Origin of the sequence: Streptomyces sp. NPDC088124 (assembly GCF_040685895.1) — a bacterium.
Lineage (GTDB): Bacteria > Actinomycetota > Actinomycetes > Streptomycetales > Streptomycetaceae > Streptomyces.
The window spans coordinates 12,354-39,231 of record NZ_JBFBJB010000046.1 but is presented as its reverse complement, the minus strand read 5'-3'; the positions used below and the strand labels follow the sequence as shown (position 1 = coordinate 39,231).

Genomic DNA, 26,878 nt, shown 5'->3' with positions numbered 1-26,878 from the left:
ATTCAAGATCACTTGTTGCCGGTACCCGGGCGTGTTGTCAGTGGCAGGTGCGAAGATGCCCTCAAGCACGTGACGTGTGGAGTGGGGGAATCTCGCCGCCCCGTGCCGACCTGTACCGGACGACGCGTCCGTGCGTGGCGTGGGGGGAGTTCACCGTGCTTCCCCCTCTGCCGGGCACCCCGCGCAGAAGGGACCGCTGACGGCGATGCAGATCCGGCTGACCGTCCTCGCGCCGCGTGGCGGCCATGCCGCCGGGCGCTCCTGTGACGTGCTCGTCACCGCCCCGGCGGGCACGGCGCTGGCCGCCGTCGCCGCCGCCCTCGCCACGGCCGTCTCGGGCCCCGACGCGCCCGGCACCGTCGTCCTCTACTCCGGCCGCGAGCGGCTCGACGCGCAGCGCTGCCCTCTGGGCGAGCCGCCGCTGATCGACGGCGCGGTGCTCTCGCTCCAGGTCCCGGGCGAGACGGAGGTCCCGACGGAGGACGCGCCCGCCCAGCTCCATGTCGTCGCGGGCCCGGACGCGGGCGGGGTCCATCTGCTGCACGGCGGACAGATCAGGATCGGCCGCTCCGCCGACGCCGATGTGCCGCTGGACGACCCGGACGTCTCTCGGCTGCACTGCGCGGTGACGGTCGCGGAGGACGGCGGGGTCACGGTCGCGGACCTCCAGTCGACGAACGGGACGACGCTGGAGGGCGTCCGGGTGGGCCCCCGCCCGGTCCGGCTGGCGCCCGGCGCGCTGCTGCGGCTCGGCGAGTCCGCGCTCCGCCTCACGGGCGGGGAGCGCACGGCCGCGCTGGCGACGGCGGCGGACGGCGAGGGCCATCTGCGGATCACCCGCCCGGAGACCCGGCGCGCGGACGGCCCGGACAGCACTGCCGGCACCGGCCGGGATCCGCGCCCCACCGGGGGCCGGGTCGCGGGCTCCGCCCCGGGAGCGCTCCCGGGCGCCGACGGGCCGGGCGCCCCCGACGACCGCGCCACGGCCGGCCGCGGCGGTCCGGGACCGGACACCGCGCCCGGCGGCGGCACCCGCGGCCGCCACGCGGGCGGCGGCTGGGCGCCCGGCTACGACGCGGGGCAGGCGGGCACGTCGACCCGGATCCCCGGCCCGCAGTACGACCGCGGACGGTTCGAGCAGGCCGGGCACGACCGGCGGGACGGGCGCGACGGACACGACGGGCGGTACGACGCGGGGCGGTACGACGGCCACAGCGCCTCCCGCCCCGAGTACGGCGGCTCGCAGTACGGCAATCCGCCCGGCGCCCCGCGCGTGCCCGACCCGCGCAGCGCCGACACGCACTACGGCCGCACCCCGCTGCCCGGGGTGGACTCCGAGGCCCCGGGCGCCACACGGGACAGCGGGCACAGCAGGCCGGCCGCGGGCGACCCGGCCGCCGGTCCCGCGGCGTACGAAGAACCCCGGCCGCACAGCAGGACGCCGGGCTCCCGCCGCCAGGAGACGCCCCCGCGCGGTACCGAACCGCCCGACCTGGCGGCCCGCCGGCGCGGCGGCATAGGCGCCTGGGCGCGGCGGCTCGCGGGCAGCCGCGGCGAGGAGCTGCCGGAGACGGCGCCCGGACCCGCCGGTCCCGCCACCGCCGCCGGACGCGGCCCCTCCCCCGAGACCTGGCCCGATCCGGCCACGGTGCTGCTGACCGCGCTCGGCCCCGGCCCCCGGCTGTGGGAGCGGGGCAGCCGGCACGCCGAGGCGCTCGCCGTCCGGATCGGCACGGCCGACCGCCCGTCCACCGACGGCACCCGGCAGTTGCCGCTCGTGCCGGTGACGGTGGGGCTGCGCGAGGCCGGATCCCTCGGCCTCGCGGGCCCCAGGGAGCGGCTGACGGGGCTGGCCCGCTGGACGGTGGCCCAGCTCGCCGCGCTGCACGCGCCCGCCGATCTGGAGATCGTGCTGATCAGCGCGGACCGGGCGCGGAGCCTGGCGGAGCGCAGGCAGGACTGGAGCTGGCTCGGCTGGCTCCCGCACGTCCGGCCGGTCCACGGCCAGGACTGCCGGCTGCTCCTCGCGTACGACGCGGACCAGGCGACCGCGCGGACGGACGAGCTGACGCGCCGGCTCGACGACGGCCCGCTGGGGCCCGGCTGGGCCTCGGCCGACCCGTGGACGGTCACGGAGGCCGCCGCCCGCCACGACGGCCCGTACACCCTGGTGATCGTGGACGGCGACCCCGGCTCCGCCGCGCTGCGCGAGACGACGGCACGGCTCGCGGGCGGCGGCGCCGCCGCGGGGATCCATCTGCTCTGTCTCGCCGAGACGGAGTCCGCCTCCCCGCTGTCGCCGATCGCCGCGACCTACGAGACGGCGTGCGCCGCCTCGCTGCCCTTCCGCGAGTGCGGGGCCGTCGCCCTCCTGAGCGGCGATGTGGCCACCACGCTGCGGCTGCTGCGTACGGCGGTCGGACAGCCCGCCGGGCACGGCACGCTCGCAGTGGTGGACGCGGTCTCGCCCGCCTGGGCCGAGCGGTTCGGCCGGGCTCTGGCGCCGCTGCGGGCCGCCGGGAGCGGCCGGAACAGACCCGCCGCCGCGCTGCCGCGCTCGGCGAGGCTGCTGGACGAGCTGGGGCTGGCCCGCGCCACCCCGGCCTCGCTGATGGCCCGTTGGGCGTCGGCCGCCGACCGCACCCTGGACTGCACGGCGGTCCTCGGCGCGGGGCCGCGCGGCCCGGTGAGCGTCGATCTGACGGAGGAGGGCCCGCATCTGCTGATCGAGGGCCCGGCGGGCAGCGGCCGTACGGAGCTGCTGCGCTCCATCGCCGCCTCCCTCGCCGCCGGGGCCCGCCCCGACCGGCTGGGGCTGCTGCTGGTCGACGGTGCCGGGGGCGAGCGCGGCGAGGGGCTCTCGGTCTGTACGGAGCTGCCGCATGTGACCGAGCACCTGGTGGCGTCGGACCCGGTCCGGATGCGGCAGTTCGCGCAGGCGCTGGGCGGCGAGCTGAAGCGCCGGGCGGAGCTGCTGGGGCGGCTGGACTTCACGGAGTGGCACAGCGGCGCGCGGGACGGCGTACGGAACCACCGGGACGCGCAGGATCCGCGCTCCCCGCGCGAGCCGCAGGATCCGCGGGACCCGCGGGACCCGCAGCAGGTTCCGGAGCGGCTGATCAGCCAGCGCGGACCGAGCGCGGCCGAACAGCGGGCGGGCGACACTCTGGGCGGCGGCACACTCCGGCTCCGCCACGAACAGACCAGGGAACAGACCAGGGACCAGGGCCGGGAACAGAGCCGGGACCAGGCCAGGGAGCAGACCCGGGAACAGCCCCGGGAACAGCCCCGGAGCCGTCCCCGGACCTCCGCCCGGAGCGCGGAGTCCGCCCCCCTCCCCCGCCTCGTCGTGCTGGTCGACGACTACGAAGCGCTGGTCGCGCCCTCCCTCGGCAGCCCCGGCCGCCCCTCGGCCGGTTCCGTCGTACGGGCCCTGGAGGCCGTCGCGCGGGACGGCGAGCGTCTGGGGGTCCATCTCGTGGCCGCCTCGGCCCGCCCCGAGCGTACGGTCGACACGGAACTGGCCCAGGGCGCGCGGCTGCGCGTCGTGCTCGACGCGCCCCCGGCCGCGCCCGCGCCCGACGACCCCGCGCCCGGCCGGGGCAGGCTCGGCCACCCGGACGGCCGGGTCACCCCGTTCCAGGGCGGCCGGGTCACCGGCCGCATCCCGCGCACCGCCACGCAGCGGCCGACGGTCACGGTGGTGGAGTGGGAGCGGATGGGCGATCCGCCCGCCCGCCGGCCCGTCCGTGAACTGGGCAACGGGCCCACCGACCTGGCACTTCTCGCGAGCGCGCTGGAGCGGGCCGCCCGCTCCGTGGACGCCGTACCGCTGGCCCCACTGACCCCCGCTCACCCCTGAGTCACGGGGACATCCCGAAAGATCATCAGACCGCCCGCTTTGGTCCGCGGGGCCACGTCACGAGCCCATCACGATAGAGACGTTCACCCCCCGTCGGCTATTGCGGCCCCTCCTCACCCGACGTAGGACTGTGCCCACGGGACGAGAGCAGCGCCGCTACGTCATGCCGCGCTGCCCGGGTCCCACGCGCGTAGATCCGTACGCATACGGGAGAGAAACGGGGCAGTGATGCGCACAACTCGCAGAGCATCCAAGGCGCTTGGCAACAGCGATTTCGGTGGCCGCAGCAGCGGCCGGACGGTCCGCGGGACCCGCCGGGCCGCCGTCGCGCTCGCCGCCGTCGGCGCCATGGCCCTCAGCGGCTGCGGCGGCGGTTCCGGAGACGGTGACGACGACGGCAAGGGCTCGGGCGACAGCACGGGCAAGCCGGCCGCGGTGACGGTCGAACTCCCCAAGCTGGACGGCGAGAAGATCCAGGTCGCCGCGGTCTGGACCGGTGCGGAACAGGCCAACTTCACCAAGGTCCTGGCCGAGTTCGAGAAGCGGACCGGGGCGACCGTCACCTTCGTGCCCGCCCAGGACCCGATCGTCAACTTCCTCGGCACGAAGATCGCCGGCGGCAGCCCGCCCGATGTGGCGATGCTCCCGCAGGTCGGCGCCATCCAGCAGGCCGTGGAGAAGAAGTGGGCCAAGCCCGCCGGCCCGGAGGCCAAGGCGCAGCTCGCCAAGAACTACGGCAAGGGCTGGCAGGACCTCGGCGCGGTGGACGGCGAGCAGTACGGCGTGTACTTCAAGGCCGCCAACAAGTCGCTCGTCTGGTACAACAACGCGGCCTTCGAGAACGCGGGCGCCTCGGTCCCGAAGACCTGGAAGGAATTCCTCGCCACGGCCGAGACGATCTCCGCCTCCGGTGTCACCCCCGTCTCGGTGGGCGGCGCGGACGGCTGGACCCTCACCGACTGGTTCGAGAACATCTACCTCTCGCAGGCGGGCCCGGAGAAGTACGACCAGCTCGCCAAGCACGAGATCAAGTGGACCGACCCGTCCGTGAAGGACGCGCTCACCACGCTCGGCGAGCTCTTCGGCAAGCCGAACCTGATAGCGGGCGGCACGGACGGCGCGCTCCAGACGGAGTTCCCGGCGTCCGTCACGCAGACGTTCACCGGCGGTGACCAGCCCAAGGGCGCGATGGTCTTCGAAGGGGACTTCGTCGGCGTCAACATCGGGGAGACGGACGCGAAGATCGGTACGGACGCGAAGGTCTTCCCGTTCCCGGCGGTCGGCGGCGACTCGCCGGTGGTGACGGGCGGCGACGCGGCCGTGGCGCTGAAGGACACCAAGGGCGCGCAGGCGCTGCTGACCTTCCTGGCCTCCACGGACGCCGCGCGGATCTGGGCGGAGTCGGGCGGTTTCATCTCGCCGAACAAGTCGCTCGACGTGGCCTCGTACCCGAACGACGTACAGCGTGACATCGCCAAGGCGCTGATCGCGGCGGGCGACGACTTCCGCTTCGACATGTCGGACCAGATGCCGCAGTCGTTCGGCGGTACGCCCGGCAAGGGCGAGTGGAAGTCCCTCCAGGACTTCCTGAAGAACCCGAAGGACGTGGCCGGGGTCCAGCAGGAGCTGGAAGCCGCCGCGGCCAAGGCGTACAAGAGCTGACGCGGTGACGACGGCGACCACGGGAGGCGCCACACCGCCTCCCGTGTCCACGACAGACCCGGCGGACCCGTCCCGTAAGTCCCGCAAGGGCGGCCCCAGGAGCGTCACCGGCACGCGCAAGCTCGTCGCGGCGGGCTTCCTGCTGCCCGCGCTGGTGCTGCTGGGCACGCTCGTGGTGTATCCGATCTGTTTCTCGGTCTACCGGTCCTTCTTCGACAAGTCCGGCGCGAACTTCGCCGGGCTCGACAACTACGTGGAGCTGTTCACCGACGCCACCATCCTGACCGCCGTCAAGAACAACGCGATCTGGGTGGTGGTCGCCCCGACCGTCGCCACCGCGCTGGGCCTGATCTTCGCCGTACTCACCGAACGGGTGCGCTGGGGAACGGCGTTCAAGCTGATCGTCTTCATGCCGATGGCGATCTCGATGCTCGCGGCGGGCATCATCTTCCGCCTGGTGTACGAGCAGGACCCGGCCCGCGGCGTGGCCAACGCGGTCTGGGTCGGGGTCCACGACACGTTCAGCGAGTCGGCGGGGTATCCCAAGGCGCATCCGCTGCCGGTGCATCCGCTGAAGGCGGGGGGCGGCGGCTCGTTCGTCACCAAGGAACCCGTCTCGGCGGGTACGGAGGTGCTGCTGCCGCTGGTCGGCGTCGCCCCGGCGAAGATGCCCTCGGACGCGCAGCCCGCGAAGGCCGCGAAGACGGAGGACGGCCGGGTCACCGGCACGGCCTGGCTGGACTTCACCCCGGGCGGCGGCGGGAAGCCGAACGTCATCGACCCGAAGGAACTGGGCCTCGGAAGCCTCAAGGTCGAGGCGGTCAAGGACGGCAAGGTCGTGGCCTCCGCGACCGCGGGCGCCGATGGCACGTTCAGCCTGCCGGCCGCGGCCGACGGGGCCCAGCTCCGGCTCCCCGCGGCCAACTTCAAGGAGCCGTACAACGGGGTGGAATGGCTCGGCCCCACCCTGGTCACGCCGGCCATCATCGGCAGCTATCTGTGGATGTGGGCCGGGTTCGCGATGGTGCTGATCGCGGCGGGGCTCGCGAGCGTGCCGCGGGAACTCATGGAAGCGGCCCGGGTGGACGGCGCGACGGAGTGGCAGGTCTTCCGCCGGATCACCGTGCCGCTGCTGGCCCCGGTCCTCGCGGTCGTCATGGTGACCCTGATGATCAATGTGCTGAAGATCTTCGACCTGGTCTTCATCATCCCGCCGGGGTCGTCCCAGGCCGACGCAAACGTGCTGGCCCTCCAGCTCTACCGCTCGTCGTTCGGCACGGACGCGGATCTCGGGGTCGGCAGCGCCATCGCCGTACTGCTGCTCCTGCTGGTGATCCCGGTGATGCTGTTCAACGTACGGCGGATGCGAAGGGAGACGCGACGATGACCACGACGACGGCGTCGGACGCGGCCCCCGGCCCGGGCGGCGGTCCGGCGAAGGCGGAATCGGGCGCGGCGGCGCGGACCGACCTGGCGAAGGAGTCCCTGGGCAGCCGGATAGCGGCACGCGCGGGCGGCGGGGCGGTACGGGTCTTCCTCGTCCTGGTCGGCCTGTTCTGGCTGATGCCGACGATCGGCCTGTTCCTCTCCTCGCTGCGCGACTCGGCGGACATCAACGCGAGCGGCTGGTGGCAGGTCTTCACCGCGCCCGCGCAGCTGACCACGGAGAACTACACGCGGCTCCTCGACAACGACATCATCACCAACTCGCTGCTCTCCACGATCCTGATCACCGTCCCCTCGACGCTCCTGGTCGTGGTGATCGGCTCGCTCGCCGGATACGCCTTCGCCTGGATGGACTTCCCCGGCCGCGACTGGTGGTTCCTGGTGGTCGTGGGGCTGCTGGTGGTCCCGGTACAGGTCGCCCTCGTACCGGTCGCCGAACTGTTCGGCGCCATCGGCATCTTCGAGACGACCTTCGGCGTGATCCTCTTCCATGTCGCCTTCGGTCTGCCCTTCGCGATCTTCCTGCTGCGCAACTTCTTCGCGGAGATCCCGAGGGAGCTGCTGGAGGCGGCGCGGCTCGACGGCGCGGGCGAGATACGGCTGTTCACCCGGGTTGTGATGCCGCTGGGCGGGCCCGCGATCGCCTCGCTCGGCATCTTCCAGTTCCTCTGGGTCTGGAACGACATGCTGGTGGCGCTGATCTTCGCGGACTCGAAGAACCCGCCGATCACGGTCGCGCTCCAGCAGCAGGTACGGCAGTTCGGCAACAACATCGACGTACTGGCGCCCGGCGCGTTCGTCTCGATGGTGATCCCGCTGGCCGTGTTCTTCGCGTTCCAGCGGCAGTTCGTGCAGGGCGTGATGGCGGGAGCCGTCAAGTAGGCAGGACTTTGAAGGCAGGGCCGAGGGGCCGGCCGTCATCCACGGGGATGGCGGCCGGCCCCTCGTCATGACGGGAACCGCCGGGCGCCGGGGCGCGGAGCAGCCGCGGGCGGAACCGCCGAGTACCCGGGCGCGGAGCAGCCGCGGGCGGAACCGCCGGGCGGCCGGGCAGCGGACTCAGCGGCTGAGCGCCGCGACCGCCGAGGCGGCCAGATCGTCCAGATACCCCGGGGGCAGTTCGCCGCGGATGACGACCAGCCGCCAGTAGAGCGGCCCGACGATCAGGTCGAGCGCCCGGTCGGCGTCCGCGCCCCCGGGCAGCTCCCCGCGTTCGACGGCCTCGCGGACGATCACGGCGGCGATGCCCCGCTGGCCGTCCAGCAGGGCCGCCTTGATCGCGTCGGAGATCTCGGGGTGCCGCGCCGCCTCCACCAGAAGATCCGGGATGACCTGCGAGGCGACCGGGTGGCTCAGGGCGTGCGACGCGACTTCGAGCAGGGCGCGCACATCGCCGTGGAGCGAGCCGGTCGAGGGGGCGGGCAGCCCCTGCGCGGCGAAGGCCGAGACCAGGTCGAGGACGAGCTCCAGCTTGGACTTCCAGCGGCGGTAGACGGCGGTCTTGCCGACGCCCGCGCGGCGCGCGATGCCCTCGATGGACATCCGGGCGAAGCCGACCGCGGCCAGTTCCTCGAAGACGGCGGCGCGGATGGCGTCGGTCACGTCCTCGCGGAGTACGGCGGCACCCGCGGGCACACGTCGGGGGGCGCGGGGGCCCGCCGGGGCTCCGGGGCCCGTGGTGGTACGGGGGTCGGTAGTCATCAGCCCCGAGCATAGCCGCGCCCCGGCACCCTGACCACGTGACGACGATACGGTTGCGTTGCGACGCCCCCCGGCCTACCTTTGGCGTTGCGACGATACGGCATCGTTCCGTCGTCGGGGGTGCGAGAACCGCCCCCGCCACCGGCGAAAGCGACACCTGTGAGCCAGCGCCAGACGATCGCAGTGACCGCACCGGACTCATCGGCCTCCCCGCCCCCTCCGGCGGACCCGGCCACTCCGGCCTCCCCGACCACTCCTGCCTCACCGGCGGCCCCGACCACTCCGGCCCCTCCGGCGGCCCCGGCCTCATCGGACTCCCCGGCCGGCCCCGCGCGGGAGACGGAGCTCGGCGCCCTCGCCCGCCGGCACGGGCTGACCGTGAGCGGCGCCCGCCCCACGCTCCCCGCCTACCTGCGGCAGCTCTGGTCACGGCGCCACTTCATCACCGCGTTCGCGACGGCGCGGCTGACCGCCCAGTACAGCCAGGCCAGGCTCGGCCAGATCTGGCAGATCATGACCCCGCTGCTCAACGCGACGGTCTACTACTTCATCTTCGGGGTGCTGCTCGACACCAAGCACGACATCCCGGACTTCATCCCGTTCCTGGTGACGGGCGTCTTCATCTGGACCTTCACCTCGAACTCGATCATGGCCGGCACCCGCGCGATCTCAGGCAACCTCGGTCTCGTACGGGCCCTGCACTTCCCGCGCGCCGCCCTGCCGATCGGACTCGCCCTCCAGCAGCTCCAGCAACTGCTCTTCTCGCTGGGCGCGCTGGCGGTGATCCTGGTCTGCTTCGGCGAGTACCCCGGCATCAGCTGGCTGCTCGCGGTGCCCGCCCTCGCCCTCCAGGCCGTGTTCAACACCGGGATCTCGATGGTGCTGGCCCGGCTGGCGGCCAGGACCCCGGACATCTCCCAGCTCATGCCCTTCCTGCTGCGCACCTGGATGTACGTCTCCGGTGTGATGTGGAGCGTGGACCGGGTGACGAAGGGCGAGAACGTGCCGCACCTCGTCACGGTGGCGCTGCAGTGCAATCCCGCCGCCGTCTACATCGACCTGATGCGCTTCGCGCTCGTCGAGAGCTTCACCTCCGCCCAGCTTCCCCCGCACGTCTGGGCCGTCGCCGCCGGCTGGGCGCTGGTGGCCGGTGTGGGCGGGTTCCTGTTCTTCTGGAAGGCCGAAGAGGAGTACGGACGTGGCTGATACGTACACGGAACGCCCCCCGACGCCGGACGGGGCCCCGGCTCCGGACGCGGTGACCGAGCCGGTTCCCACCGTCGTCGTCGACGGCGTCCACATCACCTACACCGTCCACGGCACCAAGGGCGGCAAGGGCAGCGCCACCTCCGCCCTGAGCCGGATCCTCTCCCGGCGCTCCGCCCCCGGCGCGCGCGAGGTGCACGCGGTCCGGGGCGTCAGCTTCGCCGCGTACAAGGGCGAGGCGATCGGCCTCATCGGCTCCAACGGCTCCGGCAAGTCGACGCTGCTCAAAGCCATCGCGGGCCTGCTGCCGCCCAGCCGGGGCCGGGTCTTCACCCGAGGCCAGCCCTCGCTGCTCGGCGTCAACGCGGCGCTGATGAACGACCTGACCGGCGAACGCAACGTCATCCTCGGCGGGCTGGCCATGGGCATGACGCGCGAGCAGGTCCGGGAGCGTTACGAGGGCATCGTGGAGTTCTCCGGCATCAACGAGAAGGACGACTTCATCTCGCTGCCGATGCGGACGTACTCCTCGGGCATGGGCGCCCGGCTGCGCTTCTCGATCGCCGCCGCCAAGAGCCATGACGTACTCCTGATCGACGAGGCGCTCTCCACCGGCGACGCCCGGTTCCAGCGGCGCAGCCAGGAGCGCATCACCGCGCTGCGCGAGGAGGCCGGCACCGTCTTCCTCGTCAGCCACAGCAACAAGTCCATCCTGGAGACCTGCGACCGGGCGCTGTGGCTGGAGTCGGGCACGCTGCGGATGGACGGCTCGGCACGGGAGGTCGTCGCGGCGTACGAGGAGTTCACGAACGCCGGCGGGAACCGGAAGAAGTAGTCACGGCGCGCGCCGAGGGGCGCCCGGCTCACCACGAGCCGGGCGCCTCTCACGCATCCTGACCGCCCCGCCGTCAGCGGTGCGTGCGCAGCAGGGTCCGCATCGTGCGCATCGCGACCGAGAGGTTCGCCAGGTCGAACGCGTCCGAGCCCTGGATCTCGTCGAGCGTGGCACGGGAGCGACTCAGGATCGCGGCGTTCTTCCGCTCCCATGCCGCGAACCGCTCCTCGGGCGTCGCGCTGCCGTCGCCCACCGTCAGGACGTCCGACGTCAGCCCGGCGTGCGCCGCGTACAGGTCCTCACGGATCGAGGCGCGGGCCATGGACTGCCAGCGGTCGGCCCGCGGCAGCTCCACGATCCGGTCCATGAGCCGGCTGATCCGCAGCCGGTCGCCGAGGTCGTAGTACACCTCGGCGACGGCCAGCGGGTCCTGCTCCGTACGGTCCGCGATGGCGACGATGTCGAGCGCCGGGAAGACGGACGAGAACCCGGCGACCCGCAGGGCCAGCTCCTCGGGGACCCCGGCGTCGGTCAGCTCCGCGACGATGGCCTGGTACCACTCCAGCTCCGGGCCGCGCAGCATCGTCGGGAGCTGGGCCCAGACCCGCTCGACGCCCGCCGCGAAGAACTCGATCGTCCCCGCGATCTCCAGCGGCTGCGGCCGGTTGCCCAGCAGCCAGCGCGTGCCGCGCTCGACGAGCCGGCGCGAGTGGAGCCTGATCCGGGTCTGGACGTCCGCCGGGACCTGGTTGTCCAGCGCCTCGACGGCGTCCCACACCCCGTTCAGCCCGAAGATCTCCCGGGCCGCGGCCTGCGCCCGTACGATCTCCTCGGTCGACGCGCCGGTCTCCTCTCGCAGCCGGTGCAGGAAGGTCGAACCGCCGGTGTTGACGGTGTCGTTGACCAGGACCGTCGTGATGATCTCGCGGCGCAGCGCGTGCGCCTCGATCTGCTCGGCGAACTGCTCGCGGAGCTGCTGCGGGAAGTACGCGTACAGCAGCGCGCGCAGGTGCGGGTCGTCCGGGAGCTCGGTGTGGATCAGCTCCTCCGCCGCCGTGATCTTGGTGTAGGCGAGCAGCACGGCGAGTTCGGGCTGGGAGAGGCCCCTGCCGGAGTTGAGGAGTTCCCGGATCTGGCGGTCGGCGGGGAGGAATTCCAGCGCCCGGTCGAGGTGTCCGTCGCGGACCAGCCGGCGCATGAAGCGCTGGTGGGCGTGGAGGAGGGAGGGCGCCTGCGCCTGGGCGTTGGCGAGTGCGGTGTTCTGCGCGTAGTTGTTGCGCAGGACGAGCGCGCCGACCTCGTCGGTCATCTCGGCGAGGAGCTTGTTGCGCTGCTTGACGGTCATGTCCCCTTCGGTGACGAGACCGTTGAGCAGGATCTTGATGTTCACCTCGTGGTCGGAGGTGTCCACGCCCGCGCTGTTGTCGATGGCGTCGGTATTGACGTCGCCGCCCGCGCCGCCGGCGCCGCGCCGGGCGAACTCGATCCGGCCGAGCTGGGTCAGCCCCAGGTTGCCGCCCTCTCCGACGACCTTGACCCGCAGGTCCTCGCCGTTGACGCGGATCGCGTCGTTGGCCTTGTCGCCGACGTCCGCGTCCGTCTCGGTGGACGCCTTCACGTACGTACCGATCCCGCCGTTCCACAGCAGGTCGACCGGGGCCTGGAGGATCGTCTTCATCAGCTCGGCGGGGGTCAGCTTGGTGATGCCGGGTTCGATGCCGAGGGCCTCGCGGACATGCGCGTTGACGGGGATCGACTTGGCCGTACGGGGGTGGATCCCGCCGCCCGGCGACAGCAGCCCCTTGTCGTAGTCGGCCCAGGAGGAGCGCGGCAGCTCGAAGAGCCGGCGGCGCTCGGCGTACGAGGTGGCCGCGTCGGGGCGCGGGTCGAGGAAGATGTGCCGGTGGTCGAAGGCCGCGACCAGCCGGATGTGCTCGGAGAGCAGCATGCCGTTGCCGAAGACGTCACCGGACATGTCGCCGACGCCGACGACGGTGAAGTCCTCGGTCTGGGTGTCGTGGCCGTGCTCGCGGAAGTGCCGCTTCACGGACTCCCAGGCGCCGCGGGCCGTGATGCCCATGCCCTTGTGGTCGTAACCCGCGCTGCCGCCGGAGGCGAAGGCGTCCCCGAGCCAGAAGTTGTAGGAGACCGCGACCTCGTTGGCGATGTCGGAGAAGCTCGCGGTGCCCTTGTCCGCGGCGACGACGAGATACGTGTCGTCCTCGTCGTGGCGTACGACATCGGCGGGCGGCACGACCTCGCCCGCGACCATGTTGTCCGTGATGTCGAGCAGCGCCGAGATGAAGATCTTGTACGAGGCGATGCCCTCGGCGAGCCAGGCGTCCCGGTCGGCGGCCGGGTCGGGCAGCTGCTTGGCGACGAAGCCGCCCTTGGCGCCGACCGGCACGATCACGGTGTTCTTGACCATCTGCGCCTTGACCAGGCCGAGGATCTCCGTACGGAAGTCCTCCCGCCGGTCCGACCAGCGCAGCCCGCCGCGGGCGACCTTGCCGAAGCGCAGGTGGACCCCCTCGACGCGCGGGGAGTAGACCCAGATCTCGTAGGCGGGGCGGGGCGCGGGGAGGTCGGGGATGGCCTGCGGGTCGAACTTCATCGACACGTAGCGGTGCTGCTCGCCGCTGCTGGTCCGCTGGAAGAAGTTGGTCCGCAGCGTGGCCTTGATGAGGGTGAGGAAGGAGCGCAGGATCCGGTCCTCGTCCAGGCTCGCGACCTGGTCGAGGGCGCCGTCCAGCTCCTCCAGCATGGCCTCGGTCAGCTCCGTGCCGGCGCGCTGGCGGCCGGGCGACATGCGGGCCTCGAAGAGGGAGATCAGCAGCCGGGTGGTGTGCACGTTGGAGCGGAGGGTGTCCTCCATGTACTCCTGGCTGAAGGTCGATCCCGACTGGCGCAGGTACTTGGCGTACGCGCGCAGCACCATCGCCTGGCGCCAGTCCAGACCGGCCCGCAGGACGAGGGAGTTGAAGCCGTCGTTCTCCGCGGCTCCGGTCCACACGGCGGCGAAGGCGTGCTGGAAGCGCTCGCGGTCGTCCTCGGTGAGGTAGTCGCCGCCGCCGGTGCCGCCCTGGGGCAGCCGCAGGCCGAAGTCGTAGATCCAGGCGTGGGTACGGTCCGTGCAGCGCAGCTCGTACGGCCGCTCGTCGACGACCTCGACGCCGAGCCGCTGGAGCACGGGAAGGACGGCCGAGAGGGAGACCTGTTCGCCGGTGCGGTAGATCTTGAAGCGCCGCTCGCCGGGGCCCGCGCCGACCGGCTCGTACAGGGAGAGGGAGAAGTCCTTCTCCTTCTGGTCGAGCGCTTCGAGGTGGACCAGGTCGGCGACCGCGGCCCGCGGGGAGTGGTCGGCCTTGTAGCCCTCGGGGAAGGCGCTGCCGTACTTGCGGAGCAGTTCGGCGGCGCGCTCCTCGCCGCACTCGGCGTTCAGCGCCTCGCCGAACGCGTCGGCCCAGGAGCGGGCCGCGGCCACGAGGCGGGCCTCGATCCGCTCCGTGTCGGCGTCGGTGAGCTTGGCCAGCTCGGTGCCCCGGGGGACCCGGACGACGAAGTGCAGCCGGGAGAGGATCGATTCTGTGTTCCACGCGGTGAAGTCGACGCTGGTGCCGCCCAGCTCCTCCTTGAGGATGTCGACCAGCCGCAGCCGGACCCCGGTGGTGTAGCGGTCGCGGGGCAGGTAGACGAGGGCGGAGTAGTAGCGCCCGTACTCGTCCTGGCGGAGGTAGAGCCGCAGCCTGCGGCGCTCCTGGAGGTAGAGCACGCTGGTGACGATGGAGCGCAGTTCGTCGACGGGCGTCTGGAACAGCTCGTCGCGCGGGTAGGTCTCCAGGATCTGGAGCAGATCGCGGCCGTCATGGCTGTTGGGCGAGAAGCCGGCGCCCTCCAGGACCTCGGCGACCTTGCGCCGGATCACCGGGACCCGGCGTACGGACTCGGTGTACGCGGCCGAGGAGAACAGCCCGAGGAAGCGGCGTTCGCCGACGACGTTGCCCTTGTCGTCGAACTTCTTCACCCCGACGTAGTCGAGATAGCTGGGCCGGTGGACCGTGGCGCGGCTGTTGGCCTTGGTGAGGATCAGCAGCTTGTGCTCGCGGGCCTTGGCCCGGGCGTCGGCGGGCAGCCGGCTGAAGGAGGGACTGACCGGGTGGTCGTCGTCGGCGCCGTGGTGCGGGTCGGAGCGCAGCACGCCGAGTCCGGTCCCGGGGACGGCGGACAGGGCGTCGCTGTCCGTCAGTTGGTACTCGCGGTAGCCGAGGAAGGTGAAGTGGTCGGCGGCGAGCCAGCGCAGCAGCTCGCGGGCCTCCTCGACCTCCTGTTCGCGCAGGTCGTCCGCGGTCGGCTCGCCGGGCAGCTCCTCGGCGATGCGCAGCGCGGCCTCGCGCATCTTCTCCCAGTCCTCGACGGTCTCGCGGACGTCGGACAAAACGCGCAGCAGGTCGGCGGTCATCTGCCGGAGGTCGGCGCGGTCGCTCTCGCGGTCCACCTCGACATGGATCCAGGACTCGGTGAGCGCGTCGTGGGGGCGCTCGGCCGAGGCGTCGATCCCCTCGGGGAGCACCTCGATCAGCTTGCCGGTGACATCACGGCGCACGGTGATCTGCGGGTGGATCACGACGTGGATGCCGCGGCCGTGCCGGGAGAGTTCGTTGGTGACGGAGTCCACGAGGAAGGGCATGTCGTCGGTGACGACCTCCACCACGGAGTGGCTGCACGTCCAGCCGTTCTCCTCGACCGTGGGGGTGTGGACCCGTACGCTCGCCGTCCCCTGCGGGCGGTTCCCGGCGAGCCGGTAGTGCGAGAGCGCGGCACCGAGGACATCGGTGGAGTCGCGGCCCGCGAGGTCCTCCGGGGCCGTGTGCAGGTAGTAGCGCTGGAGGTACGCGAGGACCGCGGCGCGGTCGGCGCCGTCCCCGTCCCCGTCCCCGGGCGGGCCGGCCGCATCCTTCCGGAGGCCGCCCCCCAGCCCCCCGGCACCCCCCACCGGGCTGTTCTCAGCGGCCCGGGCCGCCTGTTCGAGCAGCTCGGCCTTGGCTTCGTCCAGCTTGGTCTGCATGTCCTCTGGCTCCTGTCGCGCGCCGTTGCGTGACGTAGGTGAAGGAAGCGACACAACGCCACGACGCGGGGTTTCCGGTCTGGGTCGACGTTATGCCGCGATGAGAGATGTCCGGGGCCTTATTGACCAATTTTGGCAGTCGTCCCGCGTCCGCTGCCGCGACCGGCGGACGACGCCGACGTGGTCCATGTCCCGGGTGAGCGGCGGTCGCCCGGGCGCGCTGGCGCTCCGGGCGCAGGCCGGGGGCTTCGCTGCCCCCACGGCGTATCGCGCTGATCACGGGCACAAGGCTATCGCCCTCCACCCAGGCTCCGTCATGAGCCGCTTGTGTACAAATGCAAGGCTCCGAATTGGCCACTTCGGACAGGCCCATGGGGTGGCCCGGGGGGACACGGACGGCCCTCTCGTGCGGTCTCACGGACGGGGACGGCACGGGTGGGCAGACTGGTCGACAGGTGGACAGACCGCCCCATCCTTCCCGGGAGCAGCCATGGCAGCCAAGGTCCTGATCGTCACCGGCGACGCCGCCGAGTCCCTCGAAGTCCTCTATCCGTACCAGCGCCTGCGCGAGGAGGGGTACGAGGTCCATATCGCCGCTCCTTCCCGGAAAAAACTCCGGTTCGTGGTCCACGACTTCGAGCCGGGCTTCGACACCTACACCGAGAAGCCCGGTTACACCTTCCCCGCCGACCTGGCGTTCTCCGAGGTCGACCCGACGGAGTACGCGGCCCTGGTCATCCCGGGCGGCCGGGCCCCCGAATACCTGCGCGGCGACGCGGAGCTGCGCAAGATCCTCAAGTCCTTCTTCGACGCGGACAAACCGGTGGCACAGATCTGCCACGGCCCGCTGCTGACGGCGGCGATCGGTGAACTCGCCGGCCGCAGGGTCACGGCCTATCCGGCGCTGGAGATCGACATGCAGTCGGCGGGAGCGACGTTCCAGGACGCGGAGGCGGTGGTGGACGGCACCCTGATCTCCTCCCGCGCCTGGCCCGACCACCCGGCCTGGATGCGCGCGTTCCTCACCGTGCTGCGCGCGAAGGCCCCGGTGACCTAGGACATCTCGTTTGGATCAGACCGGATCGGATCGGACGGGATCGGACCGGATCGGACATGGACAGTCCGTTCCGAAGTCCCGTGTGCGGCCTTGGGAGGGCTATGCCAGATCCCGGGCGAGCGCCACCGCTTCCTCCAGGGTGTCCACGACCGGGACGCCCACCGACTCCAGAGTGGCCCGACTGTTGGAGCCGCCGGTGTAGAGCACGGCGCGTGCCCCCACATGCGCCGCCGCCACCGCGTCGTCGACCGCGTCGCCGATCACCACCGTACGGTCGGCGGATATCCTTCCGGCCCCCACGCCCGCCACGTCCGACTCGGCCAGCGCGGTCAGATGGCGCTCCAGATGCAGGGCCTTGCTGCCACCCGACGGGCCCCTGCGGCCGTCGACCCGCAGGAAGTGGCGCTCGATCCCGAAGCCCCGCACCGTCGGGACGAGGTGTTCGTGCCCGTACATGCTCAGCAGCGACTGGCTGCCGCCCGCGAGCGCCCACCCCGCGAGCAGTTCCTCGACGCCGCGCGTCAGCCCGCACCCGTCGCGCCGCTCCGTGTAGTGGCGGTGGAACGTCTCGTCCATGACGACCCACTCGGCGTCGCTCGGCAGGCGCCCCATGAGCCGCTCGTAGAAGCGCGGGATGGGCACGCAGTACAGCTCCCGGTAGCGGTCGAGCGTGATCGGCGCCAGCCCTATCTCCGCGAAGGCCGCGTTGGTCGCCCCGATGACCGCGCGCATGTCGTCGAGGATCGTGCCGTTCCAGTCCCACACCAGGTGCGTGTTCTGCTTCCCCATGCCCAGAACCGTACCGGGCGGGTCTGACAACACCCCTCGGCGGTCAGGCGGTCAGGCGATGAGATTCGGGATCTCCTGGATCCCGAACCAGAGCAGTTCGTGGTCCTCCGCGCCGTCCACCGTGAACCGCGCGTCGTCGTCCCCGTGGTCCGCGGCGCCCAGCGCCGCCGCCGCTGCCGTCACATCGGCGTCCGCGTCGTCGGAGTCCACGTGCACGGCCGCCGCCTTCGTCAGCGCGATCGCCGCCGCGATCCGCACCTCGCCGAGCGAGGAGGCGTCCAGCCGCAGGTCGGGGTCGGAGACGGCCTCCCGGTCCGGTACGTCCGCCGCGACGACCACCCGGCGGCGGGCCGCGGCCGGGTCCGCGGCGATCAGCCGCAGCGAGGCGGCGGCGGCCCGGTTGAGCGCGGCGTACTCCAGTTCCTCGATGTCGTCCGAGACGTACCACTCCCGCAGCCCCGGGGTGACCGCGTACGCCGCCAGCGGTCCGGGCCCCAGCTCACCCGTCTTGTGCGCCTCTGCGAGACCGGGCAGCGTCAGGGGGACGTAGACACGCATGGCATGGCCGCTTTCGTCGACGGGAGAACACCTAAGGATACGTGGCCCCGTCCCTCTTCGGGGTGACGCTGATGGGGCTCCCAGACGTCCACCGGGAACCGTGCGCGCCCGTGCCACCAGGCCCCGCACCGACCGGCGATCACCCGGATAGGTGATTTCACCACCCCATGTCCCGCCCGCGCCCCCTCCTTGCGGCGTCACCCCAAGGGCCCGTAAAAGGTCCCCCAACAGAAGTTACCGACCGGTATCCGACCGGGCGGGCAGAACGGGGGCGATCTGCGTGAACAGGACCACTTCCTCCACTCCCTCCAGCGCCAGCACCACCGGGTCCAGGCCGCCGGGCCGCCGCGACCCGCGCAGGCCCGGCGCCGTACGCCCGCAGCGGCGCCGGCACGTCCCGCCGCACGAGCTGTTCGCGGAGCGGCTGCTCGCCGTCCTCAGCGGCCACCGGCCCGTGCACTGGATGCTCGGCCAGACCGTCGGCGAGGCGTACGAACAGCTCGTCCGGCTCGCGCCGGGCACCCCGCTCAGGGCCAGGGGCGTCCGCCCGGTGATCCGCACCTGCCGCTACTCCCAGCCGAGGCCCGGCGTGGTCGAGGCGTCCGCCAGTGTCGCCGCGGGCGAGCAGGTCCGCGCCCTGGCCTTCCGGCTGGAGCGGAGCACCGACCTGCGCTGGCGCTGCGCCGCGGTCGAGGTCGGCGGCGAACGTGTCACCACCGACGCGTGAGCACCGGCTCATGACCACCCGCCCCGCGACCGCCCGGACCGCGACCAACCGCCCCGAGACCGCCCGGCGCTCGCGCGACAGCGAAAGGCCGGGGCGCGCACCACGTGTGTGCGCGCCCCGGCCCCTGCGGCGGCCGGCGGTCCGGCCCCTCGCCCTACTTCTTGCGGCGGCGTCCGCCGGGCGCGCTCTTCTGCGCCTTGCGGCGCTCGGCCCGCGTCATCCCGTCCGACGTGGAGCGCGTCGGACCCTCCGCGCTCTGGAAGTCGCCCTCGACGATGCCTCCCTCGCCGTCCACCGTGGGGGCGGAGAAGTGCAGCCGGTCGGGCCGCTGCGGCGCTTCGAGCCCCTTCGCGCGGATCTCCGGGCGCGCGGTGCCCGCGGCCACCGCGTCCTCCTTCTTGTCGAGCGACGTGCGCTCGGCGGAGTCCTGCACCGGGACCTCCTCGACCTGCTGCTCGACCTGGACCTCCAGGTTGAACAGGTAGCCGACGGACTCCTCCTTGATGCCCTCCATCATGGCGTTGAACATGTCGAAGCCCTCACGCTGGTACTCGACCAGCGGGTCCTTCTGCGCCATCGCCCGCAGGCCGATGCCCTCCTGGAGGTAGTCCATCTCGTAGAGGTGCTCACGCCACTTGCGGTCCAGGACGGAGAGCACCACGCGGCGCTCCAGCTCACGCATGATGTCCGAGCCGAGCTGGTTCTCCCGCTCCCCGTACTGGGCGTAGATGTCGTCCTTGATGGACTCCGAGATGAACTCGGCGGTGATCCCGGCACGGTCGCCGGCCGCGTCCTCCAGCTCGTCGACGGTGACCTTCGTCGGGTAGAGCTGCTTGAAAGCGCCCCACAGCCGGTCCAGGTCCCACTCCTCGGCGAAGCCCTCGACGGTCTCCGCCTGGATGTACGCGTCGATCGTGTCGTCCATGAAGTGGCGCACCTGCTCCTGCAGGTCCTCGCCCTCCAGGACGCGCCGGCGCTCGCCGTAGATGACCTCGCGCTGCCGGCTCAGGACCTCGTCGTACTTCAGGACGTTCTTACGGGTCTCGAAGTTCTGCTGCTCGACCTGGGACTGCGCGGAGGCGATGGCGCGCGTCACCATCTTGTTCTCGATGGGGACGTCGTCCGGCACGTTCGCCATGGACATCACACGCTCGACCATCTGCGCCTTGAACAGCCGCATCAGGTCGTCGCCGAGCGACAGGTAGAAGCGGGACTCGCCCGGGTCGCCCTGACGGCCGGAGCGGCCGCGGAGCTGGTTGTCGATACGGCGCGACTCGTGGCGCTCGGTGCCCAGGACGTAGAGCCCGCCCAGCTCCTTGACCTCCTCGAACTCCGCCTTGACGGCCTGCTCGGCCTTCTCCAGCGCGGCGGGCAGCGCCGCCGACCACTCCTCGACGTGCTCGACGGGGTCCAGGCCGCGCTGGCGCAGCTCCGCCTCCGCCAGGTCGTCGGGGTTGCCGCCGAGCTTGATGTCCGTACCACGGCCGGCCATGTTCGTCGCGACGGTGACGGCGCCCTTGCGGCCCGCCTGGGCGACGATCGTCGCCTCGCGGTCGTTCTGCTTGGCGTTCAGCACCTCGTGCTGCACACCGCGCTTGCTGAGCTGCTGCGAGAGGTACTCGGACTTCTCGACGGAGGTCGTGCCGACCAGGATCGGCTGGCCCTTCTCGTGCTTCTCCGCGATGTCGTCCACGACCGCCGCGAACTTGGCGACCTCGGTGCGGTAGATCAGGTCGGACTGGTCCATACGGACCATCGGCCGGTTCGTCGGGATCGGCACGACGCCCAGCTTGTAGATCTGGTGGAACTCGGCGGCCTCGGTCATGGCCGTACCGGTCATGCCGGAGAGCTTGCCGTAGAGACGGAAGAAGTTCTGCAGGGTGATCGTGGCGAGGGTCTGGTTCTCGTCCTTGATGTCCACCCCTTCCTTCGCCTCGATCGCCTGGTGCATGCCCTCGTTGTAGCGGCGGCCGGCGAGGATACGGCCGGTGTGCTCGTCGACGATCATGACTTCGCCGTCGATGACGACATAGTCCTTGTCGTTCTTGAAGAGTTCCTTGGCCTTGATGGCGTTGTTCAGATAACCGACGAGCGGGGTGTTCACCGACTCGTACAGGTTGTCGATGCCGAGCCAGTCCTCGACCTTGGCGACCCCGGGCTCGTGGATCGCGACCGTGCGCTTCTTCTCGTCGACCTCGTAGTCGCCGGTCTCCTCGATGCCCTTGAGCGGGTTGCCCGCCTCGCCCCTGGTGAGGCGCCTGACCAGCTTGGCGAAGTCGCCGTACCACTTCGTGGCCTGGTCGGCGGGGCCGGAGATGATCAGCGGCGTACGGGCCTCGTCGACCAGGATCGAGTCGACCTCGTCGACCACGGCGAAGTTGTGGCCGCGCTGGACCAGCTCGTCCTGGGACCACGCCATGTTGTCGCGCAGGTAGTCGAAGCCGAACTCGTTGTTCGTGCCGTACGTGATGTCGCACGCGTACTGCTCACGGCGCTGCGCGGGCGACATGTTCGCCATGATGCAGCCGACCTTGAGTCCCAGGAAGTTGTGGACGCGGCCCATCAGCTCGGAGTCACGCTCGGCCAGGTAGTCGTTCACCGTGATCAGGTGGACGCCCTTGCCGGACAGCGCGTTCAGATACGCGGGCAGTGTGCCGACGAGGGTCTTGCCCTCACCGGTCTTCATCTCCGCGACATAGCCGAGGTGCAGCGCGGCGCCACCCATGAGCTGTACGTCGTAGTGACGCTGGCCGAGGACGCGCTTGGCCGCCTCACGGACGGTCGCGAACGCTTCGGGAAGCAGGTCGTCCAGGCTCTCGCCATCGGCGTACCGCTCTTTGTACTCGGCGGTGAGCGCCCGCAACTCGGCGTCGGAGAGGTTGACGAAGTCCTCTTCGATAGAGTTGACCTGGTCCGCGATGCGGTGCAGTTTGCGCAGGATCTTGCCTTCGCCTGCACGCATGAGCTTGTTGAAGACGGACACTGAGGCTGGTCTCCTTGCCGGTCGGGCCTGGCACGTGGGTCGGAATCGGACACGGGCGCGGGCACGGCAGGCGGGCCCCACCGCAACGGCCATCGTAAGCGAGGACTCGGCCACGCCGGGAGGCCGCCGCCGCGCGGGTCTGCCGCCGCCCGCATATATGAACGCGCGGGACCCGCGGAAGGTGCCGGTGCCGACCGGAAAAGCATTCGTCCCGGATCGCCCGGCTCAGCAGAATCCGCCCATGGAACCCGTCACGCTCACCACCGAGCGCCTGCTGCTGCGCGCCCTCACCCCCGACGACATCGACGCCGTGCACACGATCTGCCAGGACCCCGGCATACAGCGCTGGATCTCCCTCCCCACCCCGTACGAACGCGAGCACGCCGAACACTTCGTCGAGCGGCTGGCGGCGGACGGCTGGCGCTCCGGGACCATCTGCACCTTCGGCGTCCTGCCCCTCGGCGGCGGCCCCCTCCTCGGCGCCGTCAACACACACTGCCAGACCGGCACCTGGGAGATCGGCTACTGGACGGCGAAGGAGCACCGCGGACGCGGCTACACCACGGAAGCCGTGACGGCCGTGGCCCGCTGGGCCTTCACGGCCCTGGGCGCGCAGCGGCTGGAGTGGCGCGCCGAGGTCGGCAACGCGGGCTCACGGGCCGTCGCCGAGAAGGCCGGTTTCGTGATGGAGGGCGTGCTCCGCGCGGCCCTCCTCCAGCGGGACACCCTGCGGGACGCCTGGGTCGGCTCCCTGCTCCCCTCGGACCTGCGGCTGCCCGGCACCCACCCGTACCTGCCCGCCCGGAGCTGAGCCTCCGGCCTCCCGGGCCCATTGTCAGTGCCGCCGTCTATCGTGCGGACCATGACGACTGTGCCGCCCGCCACCGCCGAGCTGTCCGCCGACGAGGCCCGCCGTATCGCGCTGCGCGCCCAGGGGTTCCTCGGCGCCCCCGACCGGCGCGGCGGCGTCCGGGGGGTGCTGCGCCATCTCGGCGCCGTCCAGCTCGACACGATCTCGGTGCTCGCCCGGTCGCACGAGCTGATTCCGTACGCACGGCTGGGCGGGGTGGGCCGCAGGACGGTCGAGGACGCCTACTGGACGCCGCCCGCGCCCGACGGGGGGTCGCCGGCCGAGCCGCACGCCTTCGAGTACTGGTCCCACGCGGCCTGCGTGCTGCCCATCGAGGAGTGGCCGCACTTCGCCTTCCGCCGCCGCGCCTACCGCGCCCGCCCGCAGTGGTACCACGAGCTGGCGGACGGGGCGTACGACGCGGTGATCAAGCAGTTGCGCACGGAGGGCCCGCTGACCGCCACGGAGCTGGGCGGCGCCAAGAACGGCGGGCCGTGGTGGGACTGGTCCGAGGCGAAGGTCGCCGTGGAGCGCGCGCTGATGTACGGCGAGGTGGTGTGCACCGGCCGGCGGAGCTGGAAGCGGGTGTACGACCTCGCGGAGCGCGCCGTCCCGGCCGCCCTCCTCCATGACGACCTGGACGACACGGAGTGCCTGCGCCGTCTGGTGGCGCTCGCGGGCCGGTCACTGGGAGTGGGGACGCGCGCCGACATCGCGGACTACCACCGCCTCAAGGGCGAGCAGGTCGACGCGGTGATCGCGGATTCGGGGCTGGTGCCGGTGAGCGTCGAGGGCTGGGCGAAGCCCGCCTGGGCGGACCCGGCGGCGCTGGCCACCACCCCACGCGGCCGGCACCGTACGACGCTGCTGTCGCCGTTCGACTCCCTCATCTGGGAGCGGGCCCGCACCGAGCGGATCTTCGGCTTCACCCACCGGCTGGAGGCGTACGTCCCCAAGCCGAAGCGGATATACGGCTACTTCGCGATGCCGCTGCTCTCCGGCGGCCGGCTGCTCGGCCGGGTCGACCCGGCGCGCGAGGGGAAGACTCTGGTGGCCAAGCAGGTCTCCCTGGACACCCCGAAGGGCGTCTCCCCCATGGCGACGGCGCTGCGGGAGGCGGCGGAATGGGTCGGCTGCTCGGATGTACGGGTGGAGCGCGTCGACCCGCCCGAGCTGCGCGGCCCGCTGGCCCGGGCGCTCACCGACGCGGGGTGACGGGGAGCGCGACCGCGGGGTCAGCGGATTTCGAGGATCTTCTCGCGCATCGCGTAGACCACGGCCTCCATCCTGGAGTGGAGCTGAAGCTTCTCCAGGATGTTGCGGACATGGTTCTTCACGGTGTTCTCCGAGATGAACAGCTCCTTGGCGATGTCCCGGTTGTTCATGCCCGTGGCCACCAGCTTCAGGACCTCCAGCTCGCGCTCGGTCAGCCGGGGCGCCGGCACGAGCCTGCGCTCGTCGGTGCGCTGGATCATCGACTTGAACTCGGTGAGCAGCTTGGACGCCATGGACGGGCTGATCTGCGACTGACCGTCGGCCACGGCGCGGATCGCGGTGGCGACCTCGTCGGTGGAGATCTCCTTGAGGAGATAGCCGGTGGCGCCCGCCTTGATCGCGTCGTAGAGGTCGGCCTCCTCGTCGCTGATCGTCAGCATGATGATCTTGGCGCTGGGAGCCACCTCCTTGATGGAGGTGCACGCCTCGATGCCGCCGCGCTTGGGCATCCTGACGTCCATCAGCACGATGTCGGGCAGCAGGTCCGCGGCCTTGTCGACGGCCTCGGCTCCGTCACCGGCCTCCCCGACGACCTGGATGTCCTCCTCCTGCGCGAGGACGATCTCCAGCCCGCGGCGGAAGAGCGCGTGGTCGTCCACGACGAGGACCCGGATCGGCTCCGGCCGCGAGCCGCCCCGCTCCGCGTCGGCGTCGGCGCCGCCGAGCGCGCCGCCGGCCCCACTGGCGTGATGCACCGGTCCGAAGCTGTCCGCCATCGTTCCTCCCCCTGAAGGCCGGGGCCCGCATTCATGAGAGCCGGCCAACCGCAGTTCGCAGACCACTTGTTGGCGTGCGCCTCCATGATTTCATGCCCGCGCGGCCGAGGGGTCGTCCTCAGGACGCGCCAAGGCGCCCCCAGGGGCTCTACGAGCGCCCGGGGACACCATCGGGCGTAGAATTCCGGCCTCTTTTCCGGCTGGATTCGAGCGGTCCGGCCGGTGTGCCGGCCGTACCGCCAGGTGTAACCGCCGCTCCGGCCGCCGGTGTCGGCCGTCGAGGACGGTGTCAGCCGTTCGGGGCGTCTCGGCCCCTCAGGACGGTCTCAGCCGTTCGGGACGGTCTCAGCCGCCGAGAGCGCCGCCGGCGCCGCCCGCCTCCGAGCCGGCCAGCGGGTCCGTCCGAAGATGAATGACGCCGTAGTCGTAGGCGTGGCGCCGGTAGACGACGCTGGGTTCCTTGGTGTCGGAATCGACGAAGAGATAGAAGTCGTGGCCGACCAGCTCCATCTCGTAGAGCGCCTGATCGAGGGTCATCGGTGCGGCAACATGGGTCTTCTCACGGACCACCAGGGGGCCTTCGCCCTGCACCTCAAGCGTGCCGATCATGGTGGTCGGCACGGCGTCCCGGGCCTCCTGCACCGCGGTCGCGCCGTTCGCGTTCAACTGGGCCACGCCAGGGACGACATCGACTACTTCGGCTGCCGACAACCGGCCGTTGCCCCGCCGGTTGTGACGCTTCTCGTGCTGCTTGCGCAGCCGCGCCTCCAACTTGCCCGTGGCCAGGTCGAGCGCCGCGTACGGATCGGCGGCCGCCGCCTCCGCACGGATCACGGGGCCCCGCGAATGAAGGGTGATCTCCACCCGGTCACTGCGGTCGGCCTGCCGCGGATTCGGCTCCTTGGACACCTCGACATCGAGGCTGATCACCTTGGCGTCGAGCTTCTGGATCTTCTCCAGCTTCAGCTTCTCCGCCACGTGCTTGCGGAACCGCTCGGGCACCTCTGTCTTACGGCCCTTGACGACGATGTCCACGCAGAACTCCGTTCCCGGATCACTCCGCCTCACTGCGGAGTCACTCCTTGTTGCACCAGACCCCGGTAGTCACCGGAGCCTCGGACTTGGCGACTTCACCTCCTCCTCCCCCAGCGGCGAGATCCCCACTCCCCAAAACTTCCGGGGGTCTGAAAAGCGCCGGAGCACACCAGTGCATTCGACGAGTCACGGCTCGCGCCATTCCTCATAACCGAACATAGACCTCCCGGACGGATGTCGGCACCCGCTACCGGCACGTACCTCTGTTCAGGTTTTTCCTGCCCTGTTCACCTGCAACGATGCACGGTCCCCGTCAGTTCCGATTTATTTCGAAAGACAGTGGCGGAGCGGCTACGACAGCGGCACTCACCGGTACGAATCCGGGAATGCCGGGGCCCATGGCGGCACGCAGTGCCCTCGCCCCTTCCGCGAGCGACGCACCGGTCGTCATGAGGTCGTCGACCAGTACCACCCGGCCGCCCTCCAGCAGCCGCGTACCCCCGACGGCGACCTCCAATGCCCCCGAAAGGTTCGCCTGTCTCTGCCGGGCGCCGAGGCCCGCCTGATCGGCGACCGGCCGGCGCTGCCGCAGCACCGGCAGGACCCGGCACTGCCGCCCCGTACGCCGCAGCTCTCCCGCGGCGGCCAGCGCGACCCTGCGGCCCGCGTCGTGCCCCCGCGCCCCCACCGCGCGCCGCGTGGACGGCACCGGTACGAGCAGCAGCGGCCCCACACCCGTGCCGGGCGGCGCCGCTGCCCGCACAGCGCCCGCGAGAGCCTGCCCCAGCGGCGCGGCGAGCCCCAGCGCCCCGCGCTCCTTGTGGGCCAGCAGAACCGCCCGTACGGCGTCCTCGTAGGGAGCCGCGGCATGGACGGCCGGAAGCCCCGGCGGCTCCGGCACCGGCCGCACCCGGCACGGCCACGTCCCGTACAGCGCCCGGCCGCACGGCTCGCACAAAGGAGTCCTGGGGCTTCCGCACCCGCCACAGGCGACCGGCAGCACCAGGCCGGTGATCTCCCGCCACCACGCCCGCATGAGACACACTGTGCCAACCTCGGAGGCACGGGACCACCCCTGTGGACAACTCGGTCCCGCAAACCCCGCAACCAG

18 protein-coding genes are annotated in these 26,878 nt (G+C 71.7%); 10 read left to right on the top strand and 8 right to left on the bottom strand.

Annotated features, from left to right (window positions below):
• Nucleotides 1–205: 205 nt before the first annotated feature.
• The 4 genes from AB0P17_RS31345 (at nt 206) to AB0P17_RS31330 (ending at nt 7,852) form a co-directional block, all read left to right on the top strand.
• On the top strand, nt 206–3,862 hold the full coding sequence (locus tag AB0P17_RS31345) for an FHA domain-containing protein (RefSeq protein ID WP_365816124.1): 3,657 nt from the start codon (nt 206–208) through the stop codon (nt 3,860–3,862).
• 348 nt (nt 3,863–4,210) lie between these two features.
• Nucleotides 4,211–5,524: an ABC transporter substrate-binding protein gene (locus tag AB0P17_RS31340; protein ID WP_365816175.1), complete on the top strand. Its 1,314-nt coding sequence runs from the start codon at nt 4,211–4,213 to the stop codon at nt 5,522–5,524.
• Nucleotides 5,525–5,567: 43 nt separating this feature from the next.
• Nucleotides 5,568–6,911, top strand: coding sequence for a sugar ABC transporter permease (locus AB0P17_RS31335; protein WP_365816122.1), 1,344 nt, complete (start codon nt 5,568–5,570; stop codon nt 6,909–6,911).
• Nucleotides 6,908–7,852 (top strand): carbohydrate ABC transporter permease, encoded by a 945-nt coding sequence (locus AB0P17_RS31330; RefSeq protein WP_365816120.1) that lies wholly within the window; start codon nt 6,908–6,910, stop codon nt 7,850–7,852. Before AB0P17_RS31335 ends, AB0P17_RS31330 begins: the two co-directional genes overlap by 4 nt.
• A 177-nt stretch (nt 7,853–8,029) precedes the next feature.
• On the opposite strand, the gene AB0P17_RS31325 is transcribed toward AB0P17_RS31330, so the two are convergent.
• Nucleotides 8,030–8,671, bottom strand: a complete 642-nt coding sequence (locus tag AB0P17_RS31325) for a TetR/AcrR family transcriptional regulator (protein ID WP_365816118.1) — start codon at nt 8,669–8,671, stop codon at nt 8,030–8,032.
• Between the two features lie 372 nt (nt 8,672–9,043).
• Between AB0P17_RS31325 and AB0P17_RS31320 the strand changes: the two genes are divergently transcribed.
• Both AB0P17_RS31320 and AB0P17_RS31315 read left to right on the top strand, forming a co-directional pair.
• Nucleotides 9,044–9,877 (top strand): ABC transporter permease, encoded by an 834-nt coding sequence (locus AB0P17_RS31320; RefSeq protein ID WP_365816173.1) that lies wholly within the window; start codon nt 9,044–9,046, stop codon nt 9,875–9,877.
• 52 nt (nt 9,878–9,929) lie between these two features.
• On the top strand, nt 9,930–10,712 hold the full coding sequence (locus AB0P17_RS31315) for an ABC transporter ATP-binding protein (RefSeq protein ID WP_365816171.1): 783 nt from the start codon (nt 9,930–9,932) through the stop codon (nt 10,710–10,712).
• 73 nt (nt 10,713–10,785) lie between these two features.
• On the opposite strand, the gene AB0P17_RS31310 is transcribed toward AB0P17_RS31315, so the two are convergent.
• Nucleotides 10,786–15,777, bottom strand: a complete 4,992-nt coding sequence (locus tag AB0P17_RS31310; protein WP_365816116.1) for an NAD-glutamate dehydrogenase — start codon at nt 15,775–15,777, stop codon at nt 10,786–10,788.
• Between the two features lie 490 nt (nt 15,778–16,267).
• Between AB0P17_RS31310 and AB0P17_RS31305 the strand changes: the two genes are divergently transcribed.
• A complete protein-coding gene (locus tag AB0P17_RS31305) occupies nt 16,268–16,834 on the top strand; it encodes a DJ-1/PfpI family protein (protein WP_365816114.1) in 567 nt (188 codons plus the stop codon).
• A gap of 99 nt (nt 16,835–16,933) precedes the next feature.
• On the opposite strand, the gene AB0P17_RS31300 is transcribed toward AB0P17_RS31305, so the two are convergent.
• A complete protein-coding gene (locus AB0P17_RS31300; protein ID WP_365816112.1) occupies nt 16,934–17,623 on the bottom strand; it encodes an HAD hydrolase-like protein in 690 nt (229 codons plus the stop codon).
• A 51-nt stretch (nt 17,624–17,674) separates the two neighbouring features.
• Nucleotides 17,675–18,181, bottom strand: a complete 507-nt coding sequence (locus AB0P17_RS31295; protein WP_365816110.1) for a hypothetical protein — start codon at nt 18,179–18,181, stop codon at nt 17,675–17,677.
• A gap of 280 nt (nt 18,182–18,461) precedes the next feature.
• Between AB0P17_RS31295 and AB0P17_RS31290 the strand changes: the two genes are divergently transcribed.
• Nucleotides 18,462–18,908, top strand: coding sequence for an Rv3235 family protein (locus AB0P17_RS31290; protein WP_365816108.1), 447 nt, complete (start codon nt 18,462–18,464; stop codon nt 18,906–18,908).
• A gap of 154 nt (nt 18,909–19,062) precedes the next feature.
• Here the strand turns inward: AB0P17_RS31290 and secA are convergent, their stop codons facing one another.
• Entirely contained in the window at nt 19,063–21,891 is a 2,829-nt protein-coding gene (gene secA, locus AB0P17_RS31285; RefSeq protein ID WP_365816106.1) for a preprotein translocase subunit SecA, read from the bottom strand.
• A 241-nt stretch (nt 21,892–22,132) separates the two neighbouring features.
• Here secA and AB0P17_RS31280 point away from each other — a divergent pair, with 241 nt between their 5' ends.
• Entirely contained in the window at nt 22,133–22,702 is a 570-nt protein-coding gene (locus AB0P17_RS31280) for a GNAT family N-acetyltransferase (RefSeq protein WP_365816104.1), read from the top strand.
• Nucleotides 22,703–22,753: 51 nt separating this feature from the next.
• Nucleotides 22,754–23,956, top strand: coding sequence for a crosslink repair DNA glycosylase YcaQ family protein (locus AB0P17_RS31275; protein WP_365816102.1), 1,203 nt, complete (start codon nt 22,754–22,756; stop codon nt 23,954–23,956).
• A gap of 20 nt (nt 23,957–23,976) precedes the next feature.
• Here the strand turns inward: AB0P17_RS31275 and AB0P17_RS31270 are convergent, their stop codons facing one another.
• From AB0P17_RS31270 to AB0P17_RS31260, 3 genes are all read right to left on the bottom strand, one after another.
• A complete protein-coding gene (locus tag AB0P17_RS31270; RefSeq protein ID WP_365816100.1) occupies nt 23,977–24,732 on the bottom strand; it encodes a response regulator transcription factor in 756 nt (251 codons plus the stop codon).
• A 345-nt stretch (nt 24,733–25,077) separates the two neighbouring features.
• Nucleotides 25,078–25,767: a ribosome-associated translation inhibitor RaiA gene (raiA, locus tag AB0P17_RS31265; protein ID WP_365816169.1), complete on the bottom strand. Its 690-nt coding sequence runs from the start codon at nt 25,765–25,767 to the stop codon at nt 25,078–25,080.
• Nucleotides 25,768–26,080: 313 nt separating this feature from the next.
• Nucleotides 26,081–26,803, bottom strand: coding sequence for a ComF family protein (locus tag AB0P17_RS31260; protein ID WP_365816098.1), 723 nt, complete (start codon nt 26,801–26,803; stop codon nt 26,081–26,083).
• Nucleotides 26,804–26,878: the final 75 nt, after the last annotated feature.

What these genes read in the sequence shown, in the direction of transcription:
- AB0P17_RS31345 (WP_365816124.1), top strand. Translation starts at nt 206, where the DNA reads ATGCAGATCCGGCTGACCGTCCTCGCGCCGCGTGGCGGCCATGCCGCC.
- AB0P17_RS31340 (WP_365816175.1), top strand. Translation starts at nt 4,211, where the DNA reads ATGGCCCTCAGCGGCTGCGGCGGCGGTTCCGGAGACGGTGACGACGAC.
- AB0P17_RS31330 (WP_365816120.1), top strand. Translation starts at nt 6,908, where the DNA reads ATGACCACGACGACGGCGTCGGACGCGGCCCCCGGCCCGGGCGGCGGT.
- AB0P17_RS31325 (WP_365816118.1), bottom strand. Translation starts at nt 8,671, where the DNA reads ATGACTACCGACCCCCGTACCACCACGGGCCCCGGAGCCCCGGCGGGC.
- AB0P17_RS31310 (WP_365816116.1), bottom strand. Translation starts at nt 15,777, where the DNA reads ATGCAGACCAAGCTGGACGAAGCCAAGGCCGAGCTGCTCGAACAGGCG.
- AB0P17_RS31305 (WP_365816114.1), top strand. Translation starts at nt 16,268, where the DNA reads ATGGCAGCCAAGGTCCTGATCGTCACCGGCGACGCCGCCGAGTCCCTC.
- AB0P17_RS31300 (WP_365816112.1), bottom strand. Translation starts at nt 17,623, where the DNA reads ATGGGGAAGCAGAACACGCACCTGGTGTGGGACTGGAACGGCACGATC.
- AB0P17_RS31295 (WP_365816110.1), bottom strand. Translation starts at nt 18,181, where the DNA reads ATGCGTGTCTACGTCCCCCTGACGCTGCCCGGTCTCGCAGAGGCGCAC.
- AB0P17_RS31280 (WP_365816104.1), top strand. Translation starts at nt 22,133, where the DNA reads ATGGAACCCGTCACGCTCACCACCGAGCGCCTGCTGCTGCGCGCCCTC.
- AB0P17_RS31275 (WP_365816102.1), top strand. Translation starts at nt 22,754, where the DNA reads ATGACGACTGTGCCGCCCGCCACCGCCGAGCTGTCCGCCGACGAGGCC.
- AB0P17_RS31270 (WP_365816100.1), bottom strand. Translation starts at nt 24,732, where the DNA reads ATGGCGGACAGCTTCGGACCGGTGCATCACGCCAGTGGGGCCGGCGGC.
- AB0P17_RS31260 (WP_365816098.1), bottom strand. Translation starts at nt 26,803, where the DNA reads ATGCGGGCGTGGTGGCGGGAGATCACCGGCCTGGTGCTGCCGGTCGCC.